Annotated in this window: 20 protein-coding genes; 9 read left to right on the top strand and 11 right to left on the bottom strand. The window is 68.0% G+C overall.

The genetic code is table 11. The features are described from left to right. Positions 1–354: 354 nt before the first annotated feature. From Q0066_RS14760 to Q0066_RS14750, 3 genes are all read right to left on the bottom strand, one after another. On the bottom strand, positions 355–1,383 hold the full coding sequence (locus Q0066_RS14760) for an NADP-dependent oxidoreductase (protein WP_298134238.1): 1,029 nt from the start codon (positions 1,381–1,383) through the stop codon (positions 355–357). Positions 1,384–1,654: 271 nt separating this feature from the next. Then, positions 1,655–2,521: a glyoxalase III HchA gene (gene hchA, locus Q0066_RS14755; protein WP_298134234.1), complete on the bottom strand. Its 867-nt coding sequence runs from the start codon at positions 2,519–2,521 to the stop codon at positions 1,655–1,657. Positions 2,522–2,591: 70 nt separating this feature from the next. Beyond that, positions 2,592–3,452: an SDR family oxidoreductase gene (locus Q0066_RS14750; protein ID WP_298134231.1), complete on the bottom strand. Its 861-nt coding sequence runs from the start codon at positions 3,450–3,452 to the stop codon at positions 2,592–2,594. An 83-nt stretch (positions 3,453–3,535) separates the two neighbouring features. Here Q0066_RS14750 and Q0066_RS14745 point away from each other — a divergent pair, with 83 nt between their 5' ends. After that, the gene (locus tag Q0066_RS14745) at positions 3,536–3,997 is read left to right on the top strand and encodes a MarR family winged helix-turn-helix transcriptional regulator (protein ID WP_298134230.1); all 462 of its coding nucleotides are present in this window, start codon (positions 3,536–3,538) and stop codon (positions 3,995–3,997) included. 150 nt (positions 3,998–4,147) lie between these two features. On the opposite strand, the gene Q0066_RS17590 is transcribed toward Q0066_RS14745, so the two are convergent. The 4 genes from Q0066_RS17590 to Q0066_RS14730 form a co-directional block, all read right to left on the bottom strand. Beyond that, complete coding sequence (locus Q0066_RS17590; RefSeq protein ID WP_366521530.1) at positions 4,148–4,321, bottom strand: recombinase family protein; 174 nt, start codon at positions 4,319–4,321, stop codon at positions 4,148–4,150. 63 nt (positions 4,322–4,384) lie between these two features. Beyond that, entirely contained in the window at positions 4,385–5,197 is an 813-nt protein-coding gene (locus tag Q0066_RS14740) for an ABC transporter ATP-binding protein (protein ID WP_298134227.1), read from the bottom strand. Then, the gene (locus Q0066_RS14735) at positions 5,197–6,267 is read right to left on the bottom strand and encodes an iron chelate uptake ABC transporter family permease subunit (RefSeq protein WP_298134225.1); all 1,071 of its coding nucleotides are present in this window, start codon (positions 6,265–6,267) and stop codon (positions 5,197–5,199) included. Before Q0066_RS14735 ends, Q0066_RS14740 begins: the two co-directional genes overlap by 1 nt. Beyond that, positions 6,264–7,310 carry an iron chelate uptake ABC transporter family permease subunit gene (locus Q0066_RS14730; RefSeq protein WP_298134222.1) on the bottom strand — a complete coding sequence of 349 codons (1,047 nt, stop codon included), beginning with the start codon at positions 7,308–7,310 and terminating at the stop codon, positions 6,264–6,266. The genes Q0066_RS14735 and Q0066_RS14730 overlap by 4 nt, the downstream gene beginning before the upstream one ends. 86 nt (positions 7,311–7,396) lie before the next feature. Here Q0066_RS14730 and Q0066_RS14725 point away from each other — a divergent pair, with 86 nt between their 5' ends. After that, on the top strand, positions 7,397–8,446 hold the full coding sequence (locus Q0066_RS14725; RefSeq protein WP_298134220.1) for an ABC transporter substrate-binding protein: 1,050 nt from the start codon (positions 7,397–7,399) through the stop codon (positions 8,444–8,446). Positions 8,447–8,456: 10 nt separating this feature from the next. On the opposite strand, the gene Q0066_RS14720 is transcribed toward Q0066_RS14725, so the two are convergent. Further along, positions 8,457–9,791, bottom strand: coding sequence for an NAD(P)/FAD-dependent oxidoreductase (locus tag Q0066_RS14720; protein WP_298134218.1), 1,335 nt, complete (start codon positions 9,789–9,791; stop codon positions 8,457–8,459). Positions 9,792–9,888: 97 nt separating this feature from the next. Then, a complete protein-coding gene (locus Q0066_RS14715) occupies positions 9,889–10,155 on the bottom strand; it encodes a GlsB/YeaQ/YmgE family stress response membrane protein (RefSeq protein ID WP_298134215.1) in 267 nt (88 codons plus the stop codon). Between the two features lie 161 nt (positions 10,156–10,316). On the opposite strand from Q0066_RS14715, the gene Q0066_RS14710 reads away from it, so the two are divergent. Genes Q0066_RS14710 through Q0066_RS14700 form a run of 3 tightly spaced genes read left to right on the top strand, consistent with a single transcriptional unit; the run spans position 10,317 to position 11,964 of the window. Then, positions 10,317–10,970 (top strand): hypothetical protein, encoded by a 654-nt coding sequence (locus tag Q0066_RS14710; RefSeq protein WP_298134212.1) that lies wholly within the window; start codon positions 10,317–10,319, stop codon positions 10,968–10,970. Continuing rightward, positions 10,967–11,389, top strand: coding sequence for a hypothetical protein (locus Q0066_RS14705; RefSeq protein WP_298134209.1), 423 nt, complete (start codon positions 10,967–10,969; stop codon positions 11,387–11,389). The genes Q0066_RS14710 and Q0066_RS14705 overlap by 4 nt, the downstream gene beginning before the upstream one ends. Beyond that, positions 11,368–11,964: a metal-dependent phosphohydrolase gene (locus Q0066_RS14700; protein ID WP_298134206.1), complete on the top strand. Its 597-nt coding sequence runs from the start codon at positions 11,368–11,370 to the stop codon at positions 11,962–11,964. Before Q0066_RS14705 ends, Q0066_RS14700 begins: the two co-directional genes overlap by 22 nt. On the opposite strand, the gene Q0066_RS14695 is transcribed toward Q0066_RS14700, so the two are convergent. After that, complete coding sequence (locus tag Q0066_RS14695; RefSeq protein ID WP_298134204.1) at positions 11,945–12,343, bottom strand: VOC family protein; 399 nt, start codon at positions 12,341–12,343, stop codon at positions 11,945–11,947. The two genes, Q0066_RS14700 and Q0066_RS14695, sit on opposite strands and share 20 nt — an antisense overlap. A 130-nt stretch (positions 12,344–12,473) precedes the next feature. Between Q0066_RS14695 and Q0066_RS14690 the strand changes: the two genes are divergently transcribed. From Q0066_RS14690 to Q0066_RS14680, 3 genes are all read left to right on the top strand, one after another. Then, on the top strand, positions 12,474–13,922 hold the full coding sequence (locus Q0066_RS14690) for an MDR family MFS transporter (RefSeq protein WP_298134201.1): 1,449 nt from the start codon (positions 12,474–12,476) through the stop codon (positions 13,920–13,922). A 76-nt stretch (positions 13,923–13,998) separates the two neighbouring features. Then, a complete protein-coding gene (gene ppk2 / locus Q0066_RS14685; protein ID WP_298134198.1) occupies positions 13,999–14,856 on the top strand; it encodes a polyphosphate kinase 2 in 858 nt (285 codons plus the stop codon). A gap of 77 nt (positions 14,857–14,933) precedes the next feature. Then, positions 14,934–15,617: a response regulator transcription factor gene (locus Q0066_RS14680; RefSeq protein ID WP_298134195.1), complete on the top strand. Its 684-nt coding sequence runs from the start codon at positions 14,934–14,936 to the stop codon at positions 15,615–15,617. A 21-nt stretch (positions 15,618–15,638) separates the two neighbouring features. Here the strand turns inward: Q0066_RS14680 and Q0066_RS14675 are convergent, their stop codons facing one another. Beyond that, positions 15,639–16,262, bottom strand: a complete 624-nt coding sequence (locus Q0066_RS14675; RefSeq protein ID WP_298134192.1) for an L-threonylcarbamoyladenylate synthase — start codon at positions 16,260–16,262, stop codon at positions 15,639–15,641. A gap of 62 nt (positions 16,263–16,324) precedes the next feature. Between Q0066_RS14675 and Q0066_RS14670 the strand changes: the two genes are divergently transcribed. Then, a partial coding sequence (locus Q0066_RS14670; RefSeq protein ID WP_298134189.1) for an aminotransferase class I/II-fold pyridoxal phosphate-dependent enzyme occupies positions 16,325–17,458 on the top strand: 1,134 nt, incomplete at its 3' end.

The following is a 17,458-nucleotide window of genomic DNA, read 5'->3' as shown; positions in this document are numbered from 1 at the left end:
CGGCTTCCGCTCCTTCGGGCACCACGACATTCCCGGTTCGCGGGTGCGGACGGCCACCATCGACGCCGCGATGCGTCGAGGACGCTCGCAGTTTGGGGCGTGCCGCGTGGCCTAGCGGCCCGGCATCTCCACGACGGGTTGGCGGCGTGTCTCGTCCCTGCCTCCGGCGCGGACGCACGGATCTGAGAAGAAGCCCGCTTCGTCCCCAACATGAGGGAACGTCGCTGAGCTTGAAGCAAGCGCGCCTATTCGTCGAGTTCTGCCGATCGATCGGTCCCAGGCCACTCACACTTGAACGACCTGGCCAAACAGCGACGGAGCCCCGCGCTATTCAACTAAGGGGCGCGGGCCAGCTCAACTCTGCATGGGCCTAACGCGCACGAGCATCTTGCCGGTGTTTCTGCCGCGCATCATCCCGAGGAACGCCTCGACGGTGTTCTCGATGCCGTCGACAATGGTCTCTTCATATGAGATCGCGCCTTCTCGGATCCACTGGGTCATTTGCTCGGTGAACTCGGGGACCACCCACCGGTAGTTCCCTTGGGTGAAGCCTTGCATGGTCAGGCCGCGGGTGATGAAGTTGAACATGTTGCGTGGTCCGGGTTCGGCGTTGCCAGTGTTGTATCCGGTGATCGCACCACACAGGGCGGCTCGGCCGCCGTCGTTGAATGCGCCGATGGCAGCCTCGAGGTGCTCGCCGCCGACGTTGTCGAAGTAGACGTCGATCCCGTCTGGCGCGACCTGGTGGAGTTTCTCGGCGACTGAGCCTGGGTCCTTGTAGTTGAAGGCGGCGTCGTAGCCGTACTTCTCTGTGACCAGGGCGACTTTCTCGGCGGAGCCGGCGGAGCCGACGACGCGTCCCGCACCGAGCAGCTTGGCGATCTGACCGGCCGCGGTGCCTACCGCTCCGGCTGCCCCGGAAATGAACACGGTGTCGCCCTCGCGCATGTGTGCGATCTTGATCAGGCCGGTGTAGGCGGTCAGGCCCGTGGAGCCGAGGATGTTGAGGAATACCGACAGCGGCAGGCCGGGCTGCTCGGTGACAGCTTGGAAGGTCGAGGCGTGATCCTGTGCGATGTCGCTCCAGCCGTGGGAGTGGGTCACCGGAGAGCCGACAGGCAACGCCTCGTTGCGTGATTCGACCACGCGCCCCACAGCCGCACCGGTGATTTGCTGGTCGAGCTCGAAGGGTGGGACGTAGCTACGGCCGAGGTTCATCCGTCCGCGCATGTAGGGGTCGACCGAGACGAACTCATTGCGCACGCGCACCTCGCCGTCTGCGAGCGGTTCGAGAGGGACGGCGACGGTGTTGAAGTCCTCTGGAGTGGGCCATCCATCCGGACGCGAAACGAGGTGAATCTGGGTGCTGATAGGCGCGGTCATGGGGCTTGTTCTCCTCGAACAATGGTGTCAGGAGCGCGTCGCAGCGACGCGCGGAAAGGGCGGACCGCGCCCAGCGTGGGACGGCCCCTGTGGTTCCGGCCGGGGCAGTACCGCTCGGTCTCGTCCTGAGCGCTCTCAAGGGGATAAGTCAGGAGCCGTGTATTGCATGGGGGTTCTCCGCTCCTGGAGGTGAGTGCCGGGATCGCGACCGAGAAGCCTGTGCGAGCCTGCGGGCGACGACGGTGGCTCACCATCGCCGCAGGCAGCAGGATCAGTTGCCGAACTGCTCCAGCAATGCGGTCACGGAGTCCTTGCCGAGCTGGTTGGCCGCCAGGGGGCTGTCGCCGGTGAGGAGGTTCCGATCGCGCGTGGTGGCTCCGGTCATGTCGTCGTTGATGATCTTGATGCCCTCCTTCTTCAGGGTCCCGCCCAGATCCCACGGCATTTCGCCGGGCAGGTAGCCGATCTCGAGGTTCGCGCCGAAGTCCAGCGAGTCGGGGAACGCCGTGATCTGGTACCCGGAGAAGGGGTTAGAGTCCCGGCCGATATTCCCCGCCAGCAACGCAGCGGGTCCGTGGCAGAGGGTGATGATGAGCTTGTCGTTGCCCAAGAAATGGTCCAGGGCGGCCTGGACGTCCTGGTCGAAGGGGATGACGTTCATCGCGCCGTGGCCGCCGGGGATGAAGATCGCCGCGTAGTCGTCGAGACCTTCGGCGATGACGTCAGCGAGCTTCAGCGGGTTCTTGAACTTCTCCTTGGTTCCTGCCCAGGCCGAGGCGATGGCCTCATCGTCCTTGGGGTAGGCCCACCACTCGAACTTACCGGGTCCGCCGGAGATGGTGGCCACGTCGATGCCGTAGCCGGCCTCATACATGTGATGGATGGGCAGGAGCGTCTCGACGGGGTGGTTGCCGGTGGAGAAGAACTTCCCGTTCTTCATCAGCATGTACCGCTCTTCAGTAGCGATCGTGAGGATCTTCCACTTCCCGCCCGTGTACTTCTGATCCGTGACCAGGCTGTCGAAGTCTGTTTTGTCTGCGGTGTACTGGGTCAGCGAGTAGGGGCTGGGAAAGAACGCGTTGTCCTCGGCCGGGTCCGGAGTGGGAGTGCGGTCCTGGGGGTTGCTGGTGTCAGTCATGACATCACCTTTCGAATGTGAATGCTGGGTTTTCTCTTCATAGTCCTTGACCAAACTGGCACGGGCGTGCTCAGCCCGTCGTGCTCTCACTCAGTTCCTGATGCCGGGTCACCTCTTCAATCACTTGGGATTGGTTGCGCCGGATCGCCTGCAGGGCGTCCTGGCCGAGATAGAGCCGGCGCGGGGGCTGGCCCATGCCGGCGACCGCAACAATCGCCTCGGCCACCTTGCGAGGGTCCCCGCCCTGCCGGTGGTTTCCCCTGGCGAGAGAGTCCTCAGCCTCGCGCACGGACCGGTACGCCTCAATCACCTTCTGTGCGCGGCGGGCTGACGACCTGTCCAAGAAGTCCGTGCGGACCCCGCCGGGGCAAATCGCCGTAGCCTTCACTCCGATGTCACGCCCTTCGTCGGCCAAGGCCTCCGTGAGCATGAGCACGGCCGCCTTCGTGGCGCTGTAGAGCCCCGTCGACGGCGAGGTCACGTTCGCTGAGATCGAGGCCATATCGATGATGTGGCCCGACCCCTGCTCGCGCATCACCGCAAGCACGGCGCGGGTGACATTGAGCAGGCCGAAAACGTTGACGTCGAAGCTGGTTCGCACCTCGGCGTCCGAGAGTTCCTCGATCCCTCCATAGAGGAGGTAGCCAGCGTTGTTGACCAGGACATCGATGCGGCCGAATCGCTCGAGGCCGGAATGCACCGCCTCGGCCACGCTCGACTCGTCGGTCACGTCCAGCGCGACGGACAGGACCCGGTCCTGCAGCTCATGCTCAAGCGCCCACCGCGTCAGTTCTTCGGGATGACGAGAACCGGCGATGACGATACCGCCGTGCCCCAGCGCAGCCTCGACCACCTCGCGCCCGATTCCCTTGGAGGCCCCCGTAACGAGCCACACCGCAGGATCCTTCGATTCGCTTGCTTCACCAGACATATGTTCAGCATATGGTATGAGGTAGGCGCCGACAATGAAGGCTGCGAGGACAGCGAGCCAGTTGGTGCCTGTACGCTGGGAGCGTGAAACAGGAGGCCACGGCGTTGGAAGCGTGCGACCTCGGTTGGTCCATCGCGATGATCGGCCGAGGATACTCCGCCTTTGTCGACCCCGTCTTCGCCAGCTTCCCGCGCGGCGCTAGGGGCTACCAGCTGCTGCACACCGTTATCCACAAGAACGTCGAGTCACAGACCGCACTGGCCGACTACCTCGGCATCGACCGTACCGTCATGCCCTACTTCGTGGACGACCTCCAGGCCGAGGGCCTGGTCGAGCGTCGCGACGACCCTGCAGACCGTCGCCGACGTATCGTCGCAGCCACCCCGAAGGGCGAGCAGCAATACCGGACGCTCTCTGCGCAGGTGCTCGCAGCCGAGCGGGAGTTCTTCGGCGAACTCCCCGACCCGGAGCGCTCCGCCTTCATCGACACGCTATCGACCCTGGCCCACCGAGGACGTGCTCTCGGAGCTCCCACCCGACGCTGAGAACTGCCAGAACTCGTGCGCTAACACCGCCGCGCAGGTCGCAGCCGTGGGATCAGGTGGCCGGCGAATCCCGCCCGACCCAGGCCCTCGCGACGAGCGCCTACATGCGCGATCGACTCATCCCAACAGCGCCTGCGATCTCATTGCCAGTCATGTCGCCGTTGTCGAGCACGTGCCTTGCGCGCTGAACTTGCTCAGGAGTGTGTTTCGGCTTTGGGCCCCAACGCGTTCACCGCGGCGGCGCTTGGCGTCGAGTGCCGACTCCGTGCGCTCGGCAATGAGGTCGCGTCCAATCTCGGCGAGGGCGGAGACGATTCGGAACATGAGCCGACCGGAGCTGGTCGTGGTAGCTCTCCAGCTGGGCTGGAAGTAGCTAGTGCCCTCGCACTAGTGCCGGAGCCGGGTGCGGCGGGTGCGGGCCGCGGGCACCACCATCGGGGTGCCGGTGGCCGGGTCGGGGACGACCGTGCAGGCCAGGCCGAACACCTCCGCGACCAACTCGGGGGTGACCACCTCCTCCGGAGTGCCGGCGGCCACGATCCGGCCGTCGGCCATCGCGATCAGGTGATCGGCGTAGCGGGCGGCGTGATTGAGGTCGTGCAGCACCGCGACGATCGTGTAGCCGTCGGCCCGCAGATCGGCGCACAGATCGAGCACGTCGAGCTGATGGGTGATGTCGAGGAACGTGGTCGGCTCGTCCAACAGCAGGATCTCGGTCTGCTGGGCGAGCACCATCGCCAGCCAGGCACGCTGCCGCTGGCCGCCGGACAACTCGTCGACCGGGCGCTCGGCCAGCTCGGTCACCCCGGCGGCGTCCATCGCCTGTTCGACCGCCTGCTGGTCGGCGTCCGACCATTGCCGCAGCAGGCTCTGGTGCGGGAAGCGGCCGCGTCCGACCAGGTCCAGCACGGTGATGGTCTCGGGCGCGACGGCGGACTGCGGCAGCATGCCCAGCGTGCGCGCCACCTCCTTGGCCGGCATCGAGTGGATCGTCCGGCCGTCCAGCAGAACCCTTCCGGCGTGCGGTCGCAGGATCCGCGCCAGCGCGCGCAGCAGGGTCGACTTGCCGCACGCGTTCGGCCCGACGATCACGCTGAACCGGTCGTCCGGGATGGCGACGTCGAGCCCTTCGACCACGACCCGGTCGTCGTAGCGCAGGTCGAGTCGCTCGGCGATCAGCCTGGAGGTCTCGCCGCTCATCACATTCTCCTTCGCCATTCCCGGGACAACAGCCACGCCAGGTACACCCCGCCCACTCCGCCGGTGATCACCCCGACCGGCAGGTCGCTGTCGCCGAAGGCGCGCGATCCGATCAGATCGGACGCCGTCAGCAGCAGCGAACCCATCGCCGCCGACGCCACCACGGACGGCATCCGGCGCTGACCCACCAGCCGGGCCGCCAGCTGCGGCGCGGCCAGCGCCACGAACGAGATCGGTCCCGCGGCCAGCACCGCCACCGCGGACAGCGCGACCGAGACCGCCAGCGTGGCCCCGGTGACGAAACCGAGCCGGACGCCCAACGCCGACGCCACCTCCGGGCCGAGCAGCACCAGCCGCAACTGTCGTCCCAGCGCGATCGCGGCGGGCAGCAGGATCAGCAGGCCCAGGCCGGCCACGATCACGTCCGGCCAATCGCTGCTGTTCAGGCTGCCCACCAGCCAACGGGTGGCCTCCATCGACTCCCGGACTCCGCTGCGGGTGAGCAGATAGGCCGACACCGAATCGAGCAGGGCGCCGAGCCCGATGCCGATCAGGATGATCCGGTAGCCGGTGTCCCGGGCGCCCGACGACAGCAGGAAGACCACCAGGGCCGCGACTCCCCCGCCGGCGATGGCGAAGACGGCCGTCTCGGTGCGGTCGCTGACACCGAGGGTCAGCATCGCCACCAGCGCCCCGGCCGCCGCACCGGAGTCGAAGCCGATCACGTCCGGGCTGCCCAGCGGGTTGCGGGTCAACGCCTGCAGCAATGAGCCGGCAGCTCCCAGCCCGGCACCCACCAGCAGCGCGACGCAGGCGCGCGGCAATCCGATGTCGAGCACCACGAAGTCGAACTCGTCGGTGCGACGCAGCACGGTGTCGAGAACTTCGGACGGGTTCACCGGCAGCGGGCCGGTGCCGAGGGTGGCGAAGACGATCAGTACTGCGCAGCAGGCCAGCGCGAGGGTCACCAGTGCGCCCCGCCATGACGCGAGCACTCGCCACGGACCAAGGCGTAGGGTGCTCGGCTCCGGGAGTCGCCGGGGCGGGTCGAGATCGGTGCGGGTACTCACAGCCGTCCGACCTTCCGGGCCCGGACCAGCCAGACCAGCACCGGTGCCCCGACGATCCCGGTGATGATGCCGACCCCGATCTCCTGCGGCCAGGCGATCACCCGGCCGACCACGTCGGCGGTGATCAGCAGCAACGCGCCCAGCAGCGCGGACGCGGGCAGCATCGTGCGGTGATCGACGCCGACGGTGAGCCGGGCCAGATGCGGGACGGCGAGCCCGACGAAGGCGATCGGGCCGACCGCGGCGGTGGCCGAACCGCACAGCAGCACGATCACCACCGCGCTCGCCGTCCGAGTTCCCGGAATGTTGGCACCCAGTGCGCGTCCGGCCTCCTCGCCCAGCGACAGCGCGTTGAGCGGCCGGGCCAGCAGCATCATGCCCAGCAGGCCGGCGGCCAGGAACCACACCACCGGGCCGATGTCTTCCAGGGTCCGGCCGGTGAGGGCGCCGATGTCCCAGTACCGGAAGCTGTAGTAGGCGGTCGGGTCGGCCAGCATGGTGGCCACCACATAGGACTGCAGGGCGGCCTGGACGGCGGCCCCGGCGAGCAGCAGCCGCACCGGGTTGGACGCGCTGCGGCGTCCGGTGCCGAGCAGATAGACCAGCACGGCCGCGCACGCCGCGCCGATCAACGCGAACCAGATGTAGCCGCCGGGCTGGGTGATGCCGAAGACGCTGATCGCGGTGACCACCGCGGCGGCCGCGCCGCCGTTCACGCCCAGCAGCTGCGGGTCGGCCAACGGGTTGCGGGTGATCGACTGCATCACCGCCCCCGCCGCGCCCAGCGCGGATCCGATCAACAGGCCGAGCACGGTGCGGGGCAGCCGGCCGCCGCGGACGACGTCCATCGCCTCCTGCTCCTGGCCGAGCAGGCCGGCCCACACCTGGGCGGGGCTCAGCGGATTCGCCCCCACCATCAGGCTGGCCAGGCAGGCGGCCAGCAGGGCGCCGATCGCAAGAAGCACTGTTGCCCTGGACAGCGCGGTGCCGCCCACCCGAACCGGGACCCGCCGGACGTCGCGGGTCGTGGTGGGCGCTGGCACCCGCCTACAGTACGAGAAACTTTGGATTGCCTTACCTAAGTCCGATTAGTGTGTGCTGCGTTGATCACGACGACGAAGGATGGGCAATGGGGCACGACGATTCGGTATGGGCACACAAGCTGAGCCGCCGCGGCCTCGGCCTGGCGGCGCTGGGTGTCGCGGGCGCGAGCCTGGTCGGGTGTGGGTCCGCTCCCGCTCCGGCTGCCTCCGGTTCCCCGTCCGCGGCGCCGTCGGACAGCACGCCGGCCGGTTTCCCGACCACCGTCGCCCACGCCTACGGCTCCACGGTCATCGAGAGCCAGCCCAGCAAGGTGGTCTCGGTCGGAGTCACCGAGCAGGACTTCCTACTCGCCCTCGGCGTCACTCCGATCGGCGTCACCGACTGGTACGGCGACCAGCCCTACGCCACCTGGCCCTGGGCCCAGTCGGCGCTGGGTTCGGCACAGCCCAAGGTGTTGAAGAACGATGACGGCTTCCAGTTCCTGGAGATCGCCAAGCTCAAGCCCGATCTGATCGTCGGCCCCAACTCGGGGATGAAGCAGGCCGACTACACCAAGCTGTCCAAGATCGCGCCGACCATCGCCCATGCCCGCGCCGACGCGATGTGGTTCTCGCCCTGGACCGAGATCCTGGCGGCCATCGCCCAGGCGGTCGGCAAGGTCGCCGAAGGTGAGCAGCTCACGAAGTCCGTCCAGCAGAAGTTCACCGATGCGGCTGCCGGCAATCCGAGCTTCGCCGGCAAGAAGGCCATCTTCCTGCAGAACGCCGTCTACGACGGCAGCCTGATCGCCTACCCCAAGGGGCTCAGCACCGAGTTCCTGACCGATCTCGGCTTCGAGATCCCCGCCGAGATCGACCCCTACGTCAAGGACGGCGAGCAGGCCTACATTCCGGTGGAGAAGATCAGTGTGCTCAACTCGGCCGACGTGCTGCTCTGGGGCACCGAGAAGGACGCCGACCGGGCCGCGCTGGAGAAGGTGCCCGGCTTCACCTCGCTGACCGCGGTGAAGGCGGGGCGCTCGCTCTACACCGGCGGAGAACTGGCCGGCGCCATCTACTTCGCTTCGCCGCTCAGCCTGCCCTACGTGGTGGACAAGCTCACCCCGATGCTGGCCGACGCCCTGAAGAACGGCTGACCCGGCTCACTCAGCCCATCGCCTGATCGAGCAGCCGTAGCCACACCTCGCTCGCCGTCGGGTAGCTGGGCACGGCATGCCACAACTGCTGCACGGTGAGTCCGCCGACGATCGCCACCGTGGCGGCATGCAACAGTTCCGCGACCTCGACCCCGACGAACGTCGCGCCGACAAGCCGGTCGTCGCCGCCGACCACCAGTCGTGCCGAGCCGATCGGATGGTCGACCAGCAGCGCGGCACCGGCTGCGGAGCTCATCGGAGCGTCGAGAGCGCGGGCGTCCGGGTCGTCGGCCTGCGCCTGCGCGAGAGTGGCACCGACCGTGGCCACCTCGGGATGGGTGAAGATCACCTGCGGGACCGGCACGTTGCCCGGCTCGTCGGCGACCGGACGGCCCAGCGCCTCGGCCCGCAGCCGGGCACCGAGCAGCCGGGCCCGGTACTTGCCCCAGTGGGTGAGCGCCGGTTCGCCCGAGACGTCACCGACCAGGTGCAGCCAGTCCGGACGGTCGCCACTCGGCAACGGCTCGGTGTTCGGCACCCGTCCGGTCGCCACCAGCACCTCGTCGACCTCCAGCGTCTCGCCGTCGACCGCGAGCCGGACCGGGCCGCCGTGCAGTCGCCCGAGCCGATCCTCGTGGTGCCCGTCGCGTTGCGCGGACTGCACGGAGGCGCCGAGCCGAACCTCCACCCCGGCCTGCTCCAACGATTCCCGCACCAGGGCGGCGGCGAACGGTTCGCAACGCTCCAGCAGCCCGTGCCGGACCAGCATGGTCACCTGGCTGCCCAGCGCCGCCATCCAGGTCGCCGCCTCACAGGCCACCACCCCACCGCCGACGATCGCCAAGCGCGGCGGCACCTCCACCACCCCGGTGACGTCCCGGTTCGTCCAGGGACGCACACCGGCCAGTTCCGCCGGGATCGCGGGACGGCTGCCGGTAGCCACCACCACCGCCCGCCGGGCGGTGAGCGTCCGGTCCCCCACCTCGACGCGGCGCTCGCCGGTCACCCGTCCGTAGCCACGCACCACCTCGATACCGGCCGAGGCGGCCCAGGAGGCCTGGCCAGCATCGTCGTAGTCGCTGACCCAGTAGTCACGGCGGGCCAGGACGGCATCGATGTCGATCGTGGTGGGTCGGACGCCGCGCAGATCGCGAGTCGTCGCGGCGACCGCGATCGGCCGGAGCAACGCCTTGCTCGGCATGCACGCGTAATAGGAGCATTCGCCGCCGAGCAACTCGACCTCGACCAGTGCGGCCGTCAGTCCGCCGCCCCGGACGACGTAATCCGCGACGTTCTCACCCACCGGTCCGGCGCCGAGAACGATGACGTCGTAGCTGTTGTTCATACCGGCCATGCTCCCCGCACTCCGCGGCGGTGGCAATCACCCCCGGGGACGACAAAGGCCGGCAACCATGCAAGGTTGCCGGCCCTTTTCGCAAAGGTCAGCGTCGGCGTCCGGTGACCAATCCGACCAACCACAACAGAATCACCGCACCGCCGATCGCGGTGAGCATGCTGAAGATCAACCCGCCGCCGGCCACGTCGACGTTGAACGCGCTGAGGATCCAGCCGCCCAACAGCCCTCCGACGATTCCGACGATGATGTTCAGCACGATGCCCATCTGGGCATCGGTCTTCATGATCTTGCTGGCGATCCATCCGGCGATTCCGCCGAGAATGATCCAACCCAGAAATCCCCAACTCAACATTGGCTGTCGCTCCTTGTCTCGTGGCAGTTCTAGCTCTTTCCACTGTAGGCGTGAGGTACCCCGCGGAGGCCCTGAAGAACCCCTGACTACGCGCATTGCCACCCCTACGGGTGAGGCTCCTGCCACTGGACAGCACTCGATTCAGGCTTCACACTGAATCAATGACGATGAAGGGTCAAGACTTCACACTCTGGGCGGTGGTGACCGCCGACCAGCGCAACAGCAGGCGGGCCGCCGACCGGGTCCCCGCCGCGCTCAGCACCCTGGACGCGGTCGCCGGCGACCGCCTCGCGTTGCCGTTCGAACGCACCGCCGGCGACGAGATCCAGGCCCTCACCGGCGACCCCGGAGCCGTCGTCGACATCATCCTCGCCCTCACCCGGCTCGACGACTGGCATGTCGGGATCGGCCTCGGGCCCGTCGACCAGCCGCTGCCCGACTCGACCAGGGCGGCGCGCGGAGCCGCTTACCTGGCGGCCCGGACGGCCGTCGACGAGGCCCGGGTCGCGCCGTCCAACCTGCGCCTGGTGGCCACCGGACTTGTCGGTGCCGGGCCCTATGGTGAAACCGCGGTACGACGAGCCGAGGCAGCACTGGTGATGCTGCGGGCACTCGTCGGTCGCCGCACCGCACAAGGGTGGGAGGTCATCGACATGCTGGACGCGACCGGCAGCGGCAAGCTGGCTGCGCAACGCCTCGGCGTCAGCCCGTCCGCGGTCTCGCAGCGCGCCGCCCGCGCTGCCCGCGCGGAGGCTCGGCTGGGCGCCGAACTTGCCCGCTCACTGCTGGCCGAGGCGATGGGGGTGGCGTGGTGACGTTCTGGCTGATCGTGGCGAAGGGCGCCATCGTGGTTGTCTGTGCGGCGCTCGCCGTGCTGGCCGGTGGCCGGGTGGTGACCGCTGTTTTCCGGCTGGCCGAGCGCTCCCGGGCCACCGAACTGGGCGACGACGAGTCCGCGGCGCAGCCGGTTGCGCCCCTGACCAAGGCGGCCGGCACTCTACGCGGCGGGCAGTGGATCGGCATGCTCGAACGGCTCGCCATCTTCGCGACCCTGCTGGCCGGCTTCCCCGAGGGGCTGGCCGTGGCGATGATCCTCAAGGGTTTCGCCCGCTACCCCGAACTCAAGGCGAGCAGCACCGGAGCGGCCGAACGGTTCATCATCGGCACCTTCGTGAGCGTGCTCTTCGCCTGCGCCTCCGCCGGGCTGGCGCTATGGCTGATCCAGCTCTTCTGAGCCGCTGGCCGCTCCCTGAGGTACCCGAGGTGGCCCAGGCGGTGCTGGCCGGCTGGCGCGAGCCGAATCGGCGCTACCACGACGTCCGGCACCTGCAGGAATGCCTGGAGGCTGCCGTCCGGCTCGGCGGGGGTCGCGACGAACTGGTGGCGCTGTGGTTCCACGACGCCGTCCACACCAACACCCCGGGCGTCGACGAGGCCGCCTCGGCCGCGCTGTTGCTCAGCCTGCTCACCGGCCGGCTGCCCGAACCTCAGCTGGCCGAAGCGACCCGCCTGGTGCTGCTCACCCGCCATCACCGGCCCGAACCGGACGACCTGGCGGGCGCGGTGGTCTGCGATGCCGATCTGTGGGTGCTCGGCGCCGAGCCGCACCGGTACGCCCAGTCGGTGTCCGACCTGCGCACCGAGACCGGACTCGAGGAGGCGGCCTGGGCGACGACCCGACGGCACCAGTTGACGGCCCGGCTGGCCGGCCCGATCTATCACACGCCAGCAGGTGTCCGGCGCGAGGCCCGGGCGCGAGCCAATCTGACCGCCGAACTGGAGTCGCTGCTCAGGCCTGGTCGATCCTGACCACGTTTCCGGAAGGGTCGCGGACGGCGCAGTCGCGCACACCCCAGAACTGATCGGTCGGCTTCTCCAGAACCTCGACGCCGCCCTCGACCAGCCGGGCGAAGAGCCCGTCCAGATCGCCGCTGCGGAAGTGGACGGTGCCGAGTGCACCCTTGGTGAGTAGGCCGCGCAGCGCCTCGGCGTCCGCCGGAGCGTCGGCCAGATAGTTGCTGAGCACCATCGCCACGCCGTCCTGCCCGGACGCCGCGAGCGTGATCCAGCGGAAGTCCTCCTGTCCGACGTCGTTCAGCACGGCGAGGCCGAGAAGGTCGCGGTAGAAGGTGAGCGCGGCGTCGATGTCGTTCGCCGCCACGAAACAGCGGGAGATCGCAATGGTCATGAGCAGGAGGCTAGCCAGCAGCCGATCGCCCGGACTTCTCGGATCCTGACCGATTCGGCACCGCGCCGTCGATTTGGGGCCGTCCGGTGCGGGCCCGTAAGGTTGCTCGGCTGCGAACGGGAGACGACGGATGAATCAGACAGAGCACGCAACGGACCGGCATTGGCTGGCGCCGCGGGACCGGTCGGTGATCACGATCCTGCTGATCGCCGCCTTCGTGGTGATCCTCAACGAGACCGCACTGAACGTCGCGCTGACCTCGGTGATGAGCGACCTGCATGTCGACGAGCGCAGCGTGCAATGGCTGACCACCTCGTTCATGCTGACCATGGCGGTGGTCATCCCGATCACCGGCTGGCTGCTGGAACGCATCCCGACCCGGACCGCGTTCATCCTTGCCATGAGCCTGTTCACCACCGGCACCCTGGCCTGCGGGCTGGCCGGAACCTTCCCGCTGGTGCTGGCCGGACGGATCGTCCAGGCCAGCGGCACCGCGATCATGATGCCGCTGCTGATGACGACGATCATGCAGCTCGTTCCGCCCGCCCACCGCGGCGCGGTGATGGGCAACATCTCGCTGGTGATCTCGGTCGCGCCCGCACTCGGCCCGACGATGGCCGGCCTCGTGCTGCAGTTCACCAGCTGGCGCGGAGTCTTCGGCGTGATGGTGCCGATCGGACTGGCCATGCTGATCATCGGCGCAATGCGGATCACCAACGTCAACGAGACGGTCCGCGTCCCGCTGGATGTGCTGTCGGTCCCGCTGACCGTGCTCGGATTCGGCGGGCTGGTCTACGGCCTCAGCCTGATCGGCGACAGCTCCGTGCCTGCGGCCGAGGTGGCCGTCGCCTTCGCTGTCGGCGTGCTCGCGCTGATCGCCTTCCTGTGGCGACAGGTGCTACTGGCCCGCGACGACCGGGCGCTGCTGGATCTTCGAGCGTTCCAGCACGGATCGTTCTCGATCAGCGTGATCGTGATGTCGCTGGCCATGATGGCGCTGTTCGGCACCGTCATCATGCTGCCGCTGCTGTTGCAGCAGGCCCTGCATCTGCCCGCCCTGAGCGTCGGCCTGATGCTGCTGCCGGGCGGTGTGCTGATGGGTCTGCTCGGCCCGGTCGTCGGCCGGCTTTTCGACCGGGTCGGCGCCCGTCCCCTGATGCTGCCGGCCTCCATCGTGGTGGCGGTGGTGTTCTGGCTGCTGTCGACCATCCAGCCGGACACCCCCTGGTGGTTCGTGCTGGCCTGCCACATGGCGATGAGCGCGTCCTTCGCCTTCATGTTCACGCCGCTGTTCACCATCGCGCTCGGCTCGCTGCCCCGCCAGCTCTACACCCATGGCTCAGCAATAGTTGGCACGGTGCAGCAACTGGCCGGCGCCTTCGGCACCGCCGTCTTCGTCACCGTCTTCGCCGCCCAGTCCGACGCGCACAAAGCCACCGGTGCCGGTGTCGAGGAGAGTCTGCTGTACGGCTCACACCTGGCTTTCCTGGGAGCGGGGGCAGTGTGGCTGCTCGCCATCGTCGCGACCGGATTCCTGCGTACACCAGAGCCCAGTGACGAAATGCCCGCAGTTCACTGACAAGCGCATGGACAAGGACTGAACGCAATTGGGCGGAGTGCTGGTGGCCCGGTGCCGGATACGGCACGATACGCCCATGGCGAAACTCCCGAAGCTGGATAACGAACTCTACGAGGCCGAACTGCTGCGGTTGCAGTCGGAACTGGTAGAGATGCAGGAATGGTTGCGTACCGAGGGCAAGCGATTGGTGGTGGTCTTCGAAGGTCGCGACGCAGCGGGCAAGGGCGGCGCAATCAAGCGGATCACCGAGTACCTCAGCCCCCGGATCGCTCAGGTGGTGGCACTGCCGGCACCGACTGAGCGGCAGCAGTCCCAGTGGTACTTCCAGCGGTACATCCAGCACCTGCCGTCCGCGGGCCAGATCAAGTTGTTCGACCGGTCCTGGTACAACCGGGCGGGCGTGGAGCGGGTCATGGGCTATTGCACGACCGAGCAGCATCGGCGCTTCCTGCGGCAGTGCCCGATCTTCGAGCGAATGCTGATCGAAGACGGCATCATGCTGCGCAAGTACTGGTTCTCGGTGTCCGACAAGATGCAGGAGAAGCGATTCAAGTCGCGATTGACCGACCCGATGCGGCAGTGGAAGCTGTCGCCGACCGATCTCGAGTCGCTGACCCGATGGGAGGACTACTCCCGGGCCAAGGACGAGATGTTCGTGCACACCGACATTCCCGAGGCTCGCTGGAATGTCGTCGAGTCCGAGGACAAGAAGCGCGCCCGGATCAACATGATCGCCCACCTGCTGTCGTCGATTCCGTACCAGAAGATCGAGCGGCCCGAACTGACGCTGCCGGAGCGCCCGCCGTCGACCGGCTACCGGCGCACCGACCGCGGTCTGCAGTACGAGGTGCCCGACGTCACCACCAGCTTGATCAAGGGCAAGAAGAAGAAGTACGTCGACCCCGAGGAAGATCTTCACGCCGACGAGGGCTGACACCCTCCTGCGCGGCGGGCACGGGCATTCCGTGTCCGCCGCGCAGCCATGTCGGGTCGTAGTGGAATACTGACCGCGTGCACAGCAAGCCGATCAGAGTCGCACTGGTCAACGACTACGAAGTGGTGGTCACCGGCCTGCTCCACATGTTCGCCAACTACACCGACCGCGTGCAGGTGGTGAAGCTGGTCGCCGGCCGCGAGGTGCGCGAACGGGTCGACATCGCGCTCTATGACAGCTTCGGCCAACTGCCACCCGACAGCCCGCGCATCGAGGGTGTGATGGGCAACCCGTTGGTCGGCCGGACGGTGATCTACACCTGGAACTTCCAGCCTGCGCTCGTCGAACGCGCCCGCCAGCAGGGCGTTGCCGGCTACCTCTCCAAGACTTTGCCGGCCAGGGTGCTGGTCGAGGCACTGGAACAGGTACAGGCCGGCCGCATGGTGGTCAGCCCAGCACCGAAGTCGGCGAACCCGACCGGCGGCAACTGGCCGGGCCGCGAGGAGGGGCTGTCCTATCGCGAGAGCGAGGTGATCGCGTTGATCACCCACGGGCTGCCCAACGCCGAGATCGCCCAAGGCATGTACCTCAGCCCCAACTCGGTGAAGAGCTACATCCGTTCGGCCTACCGCAAGATCGGGGTGGTACGGCGTTCCCAGGCGGTCTCCTGGGGCATGCGGCACGGCTTCTCCAGCGACTACATCCGCTTCGATCCCGAGGACGTCCGACCTGGTGGCGAGGCGAGCAAGTCTGCCTCCTGACGACGGAGCATGCCCGTCGGCTCAGCCCTCGAAGAGGCTGACGTCGCCCGAGCCCCGTCGGATGATCTCGATCTCGTCGCCGCTCAGATCGATCACGCTGGTCGGCTCGGTGCCGCAGTCGCCCGAATCGACGACGGCGTCCAGGGCCTGCCCGATCTCGTCGTTGACCGTCCAGCCGTCCGACATCGGATCGGTCTGTCCGGGCAACAGAAGGGTGCTGGACATCAGTGGCTCGCCCAGTTCGTGCAGCAGAGCCAGAGCGGTCACGTGCGCCGGCAACCGGACGCCGACGGTCTTCCGTTTCGGCTGCAGCATCACCTTCGGCGCTTCCCGGGTCGCTTTCAGGATGAACGTGTAGCCGCCGGGTGTGGCCGCCTTGATGGCCCGGAAGACGTCGTTGCTCATCTGAACGTACTGGCCCAGCTGGGCGAACTCGCTGCACACCAGGGTGAAGTTGTGCTTGGTGTCCAGATCGCGCAACTCCCGGATGCGATCCAGCCCGGAGCGGTTGCCCATCACGCAGCCCAGCGCGTAGCCGGAATCGGTCGGGTAGGCGACCAAGCCGCCGTCGCGGAGGATGCCGGCGATCTGGCCGAGCGAGCGGGGTTGCGGATTGTCGGGATGTACGTCGAAGTACCGGGCCATCGTCACTACCTTCCTGTCGAGACCTTACGCCCAGAAGTCGGGCGAGCCGCCAGAATGCAGCTATGACGATCTTCTCCCTGACCGAGGCGGAATTGCGACAGCGACGCAGCCTGAAGTGGTGCACCTACGAACCGGACGTGCTGCCGATGTGGGTCGCGGAGATGGATTCTGCCGTGCTACCCGCCGTCCGGGAGAGCCTGGACGCCGCGCTCGACCGGGGCGACACCGGTTACCCCTACGGCACCGACTACGCCGACGCCTACCGGGCCTCGGCGGCCGACCGCTGGGCGCTGGAGCTGGCCCCCGGCCAGGTGCGCAACGGCGGCGACGTGATGAACGCGGTGTTGTGCGTGCTGGAGGCCACCACCGATCCCGGTGACGGCATCGTCATCACCGCCCCGGTGTATCCCCCGTTCTGGCAGGTCACCAGCGGGTACCGGCGGCGCACCGTTCCGGTCGCGCTGACTGCTGAGGGCCGGCTCGACCTGGACGCCCTGTCCGAGGCGTTCGCCGCCCCGGACGTGACCGCCTTCCTGTTGTGCTCGCCGCACAATCCGACCGGAACCGTGCACACCGCCGAGGAACTGACCGCGGTCGCCGAACTGTGCACGGCGCACGGCGTCCAGTTGGTGGTGGACGAGATCCATGCCTGGCTGGTCGACCCCGGTACCGAGTTCGTGCCGACGCTCAGCGTGCCGGCGGCCCAGAACGCGGCCGTGGTCACCTCGGCGGGCAAGTCCTGGAACCTGGCCGCCTTCAAGGCCGGCCTGTACATCGTGGGCACCGAGGCCGGTGCACTGCTGCGCAACCTGCCTCCGCTCGCCTACGGCTCGACCGGCCACCTGGGTGCGATCGCGCATGCCGCGGCGCTGCAGCAGGGGCAGGACTGGGTCGATCAGGTCTGCGCCGAGATCGCCACCAACAAGCGGCTGCTCGGTGACCTGCTGCACGCCTTGGTGCCGGGCGCGCGCTACCAGGCTCAGCCCGGCACCTACCTGGCCTGGGTCGATTGCTCCGAGCTCGGCCTGGACGACCCCTACCGGCACTTCCTGAAGGCCGGACGGGTGGCGTTCTCCGCCGGCCAGAACTTCTCCCCCGATCACCGGCAGTGGGTGCGGATCAACCTGGCCGCCTCGCCGTCGATGATCACCCAGGGGGTCGAGCGAATGGCCATCGCGCTGCGCACGGCCCAGTCG

The sequence above is a fragment of the Micropruina sp. genome, from assembly GCF_027492755.1.
Lineage (GTDB): Bacteria > Actinomycetota > Actinomycetes > Propionibacteriales > Propionibacteriaceae > Micropruina.
Note: the sequence above shows the minus strand (reverse complement) of the source record. Positions and strands in the feature narration are given on the sequence as shown.

What these genes read in the sequence shown, in the direction of transcription:
- Q0066_RS14725 (WP_298134220.1), top strand. Translation starts at nt 7,397, where the DNA reads ATGGGGCACGACGATTCGGTATGGGCACACAAGCTGAGCCGCCGCGGC.
- hchA (WP_298134234.1), bottom strand. Translation starts at nt 2,521, where the DNA reads ATGACTGACACCAGCAACCCCCAGGACCGCACTCCCACTCCGGACCCG.
- Q0066_RS14720 (WP_298134218.1), bottom strand. Translation starts at nt 9,791, where the DNA reads ATGAACAACAGCTACGACGTCATCGTTCTCGGCGCCGGACCGGTGGGT.
- Q0066_RS14690 (WP_298134201.1), top strand. Translation starts at nt 12,474, where the DNA reads ATGAATCAGACAGAGCACGCAACGGACCGGCATTGGCTGGCGCCGCGG.
- Q0066_RS14760 (WP_298134238.1), bottom strand. Translation starts at nt 1,383, where the DNA reads ATGACCGCGCCTATCAGCACCCAGATTCACCTCGTTTCGCGTCCGGAT.
- Q0066_RS14710 (WP_298134212.1), top strand. Translation starts at nt 10,317, where the DNA reads ATGACGATGAAGGGTCAAGACTTCACACTCTGGGCGGTGGTGACCGCC.
- Q0066_RS14740 (WP_298134227.1), bottom strand. Translation starts at nt 5,197, where the DNA reads ATGAGCGGCGAGACCTCCAGGCTGATCGCCGAGCGACTCGACCTGCGC.
- ppk2 (WP_298134198.1), top strand. Translation starts at nt 13,999, where the DNA reads ATGGCGAAACTCCCGAAGCTGGATAACGAACTCTACGAGGCCGAACTG.
- Q0066_RS14675 (WP_298134192.1), bottom strand. Translation starts at nt 16,262, where the DNA reads ATGGCCCGGTACTTCGACGTACATCCCGACAATCCGCAACCCCGCTCG.
- Q0066_RS14700 (WP_298134206.1), top strand. Translation starts at nt 11,368, where the DNA reads ATGGCTGATCCAGCTCTTCTGAGCCGCTGGCCGCTCCCTGAGGTACCC.
- Q0066_RS14695 (WP_298134204.1), bottom strand. Translation starts at nt 12,343, where the DNA reads ATGACCATTGCGATCTCCCGCTGTTTCGTGGCGGCGAACGACATCGAC.
- Q0066_RS14715 (WP_298134215.1), bottom strand. Translation starts at nt 10,155, where the DNA reads ATGTTGAGTTGGGGATTTCTGGGTTGGATCATTCTCGGCGGAATCGCC.
- Q0066_RS14750 (WP_298134231.1), bottom strand. Translation starts at nt 3,452, where the DNA reads ATGTCTGGTGAAGCAAGCGAATCGAAGGATCCTGCGGTGTGGCTCGTT.
- Q0066_RS17590 (WP_366521530.1), bottom strand. Translation starts at nt 4,321, where the DNA reads ATGTTCCGAATCGTCTCCGCCCTCGCCGAGATTGGACGCGACCTCATT.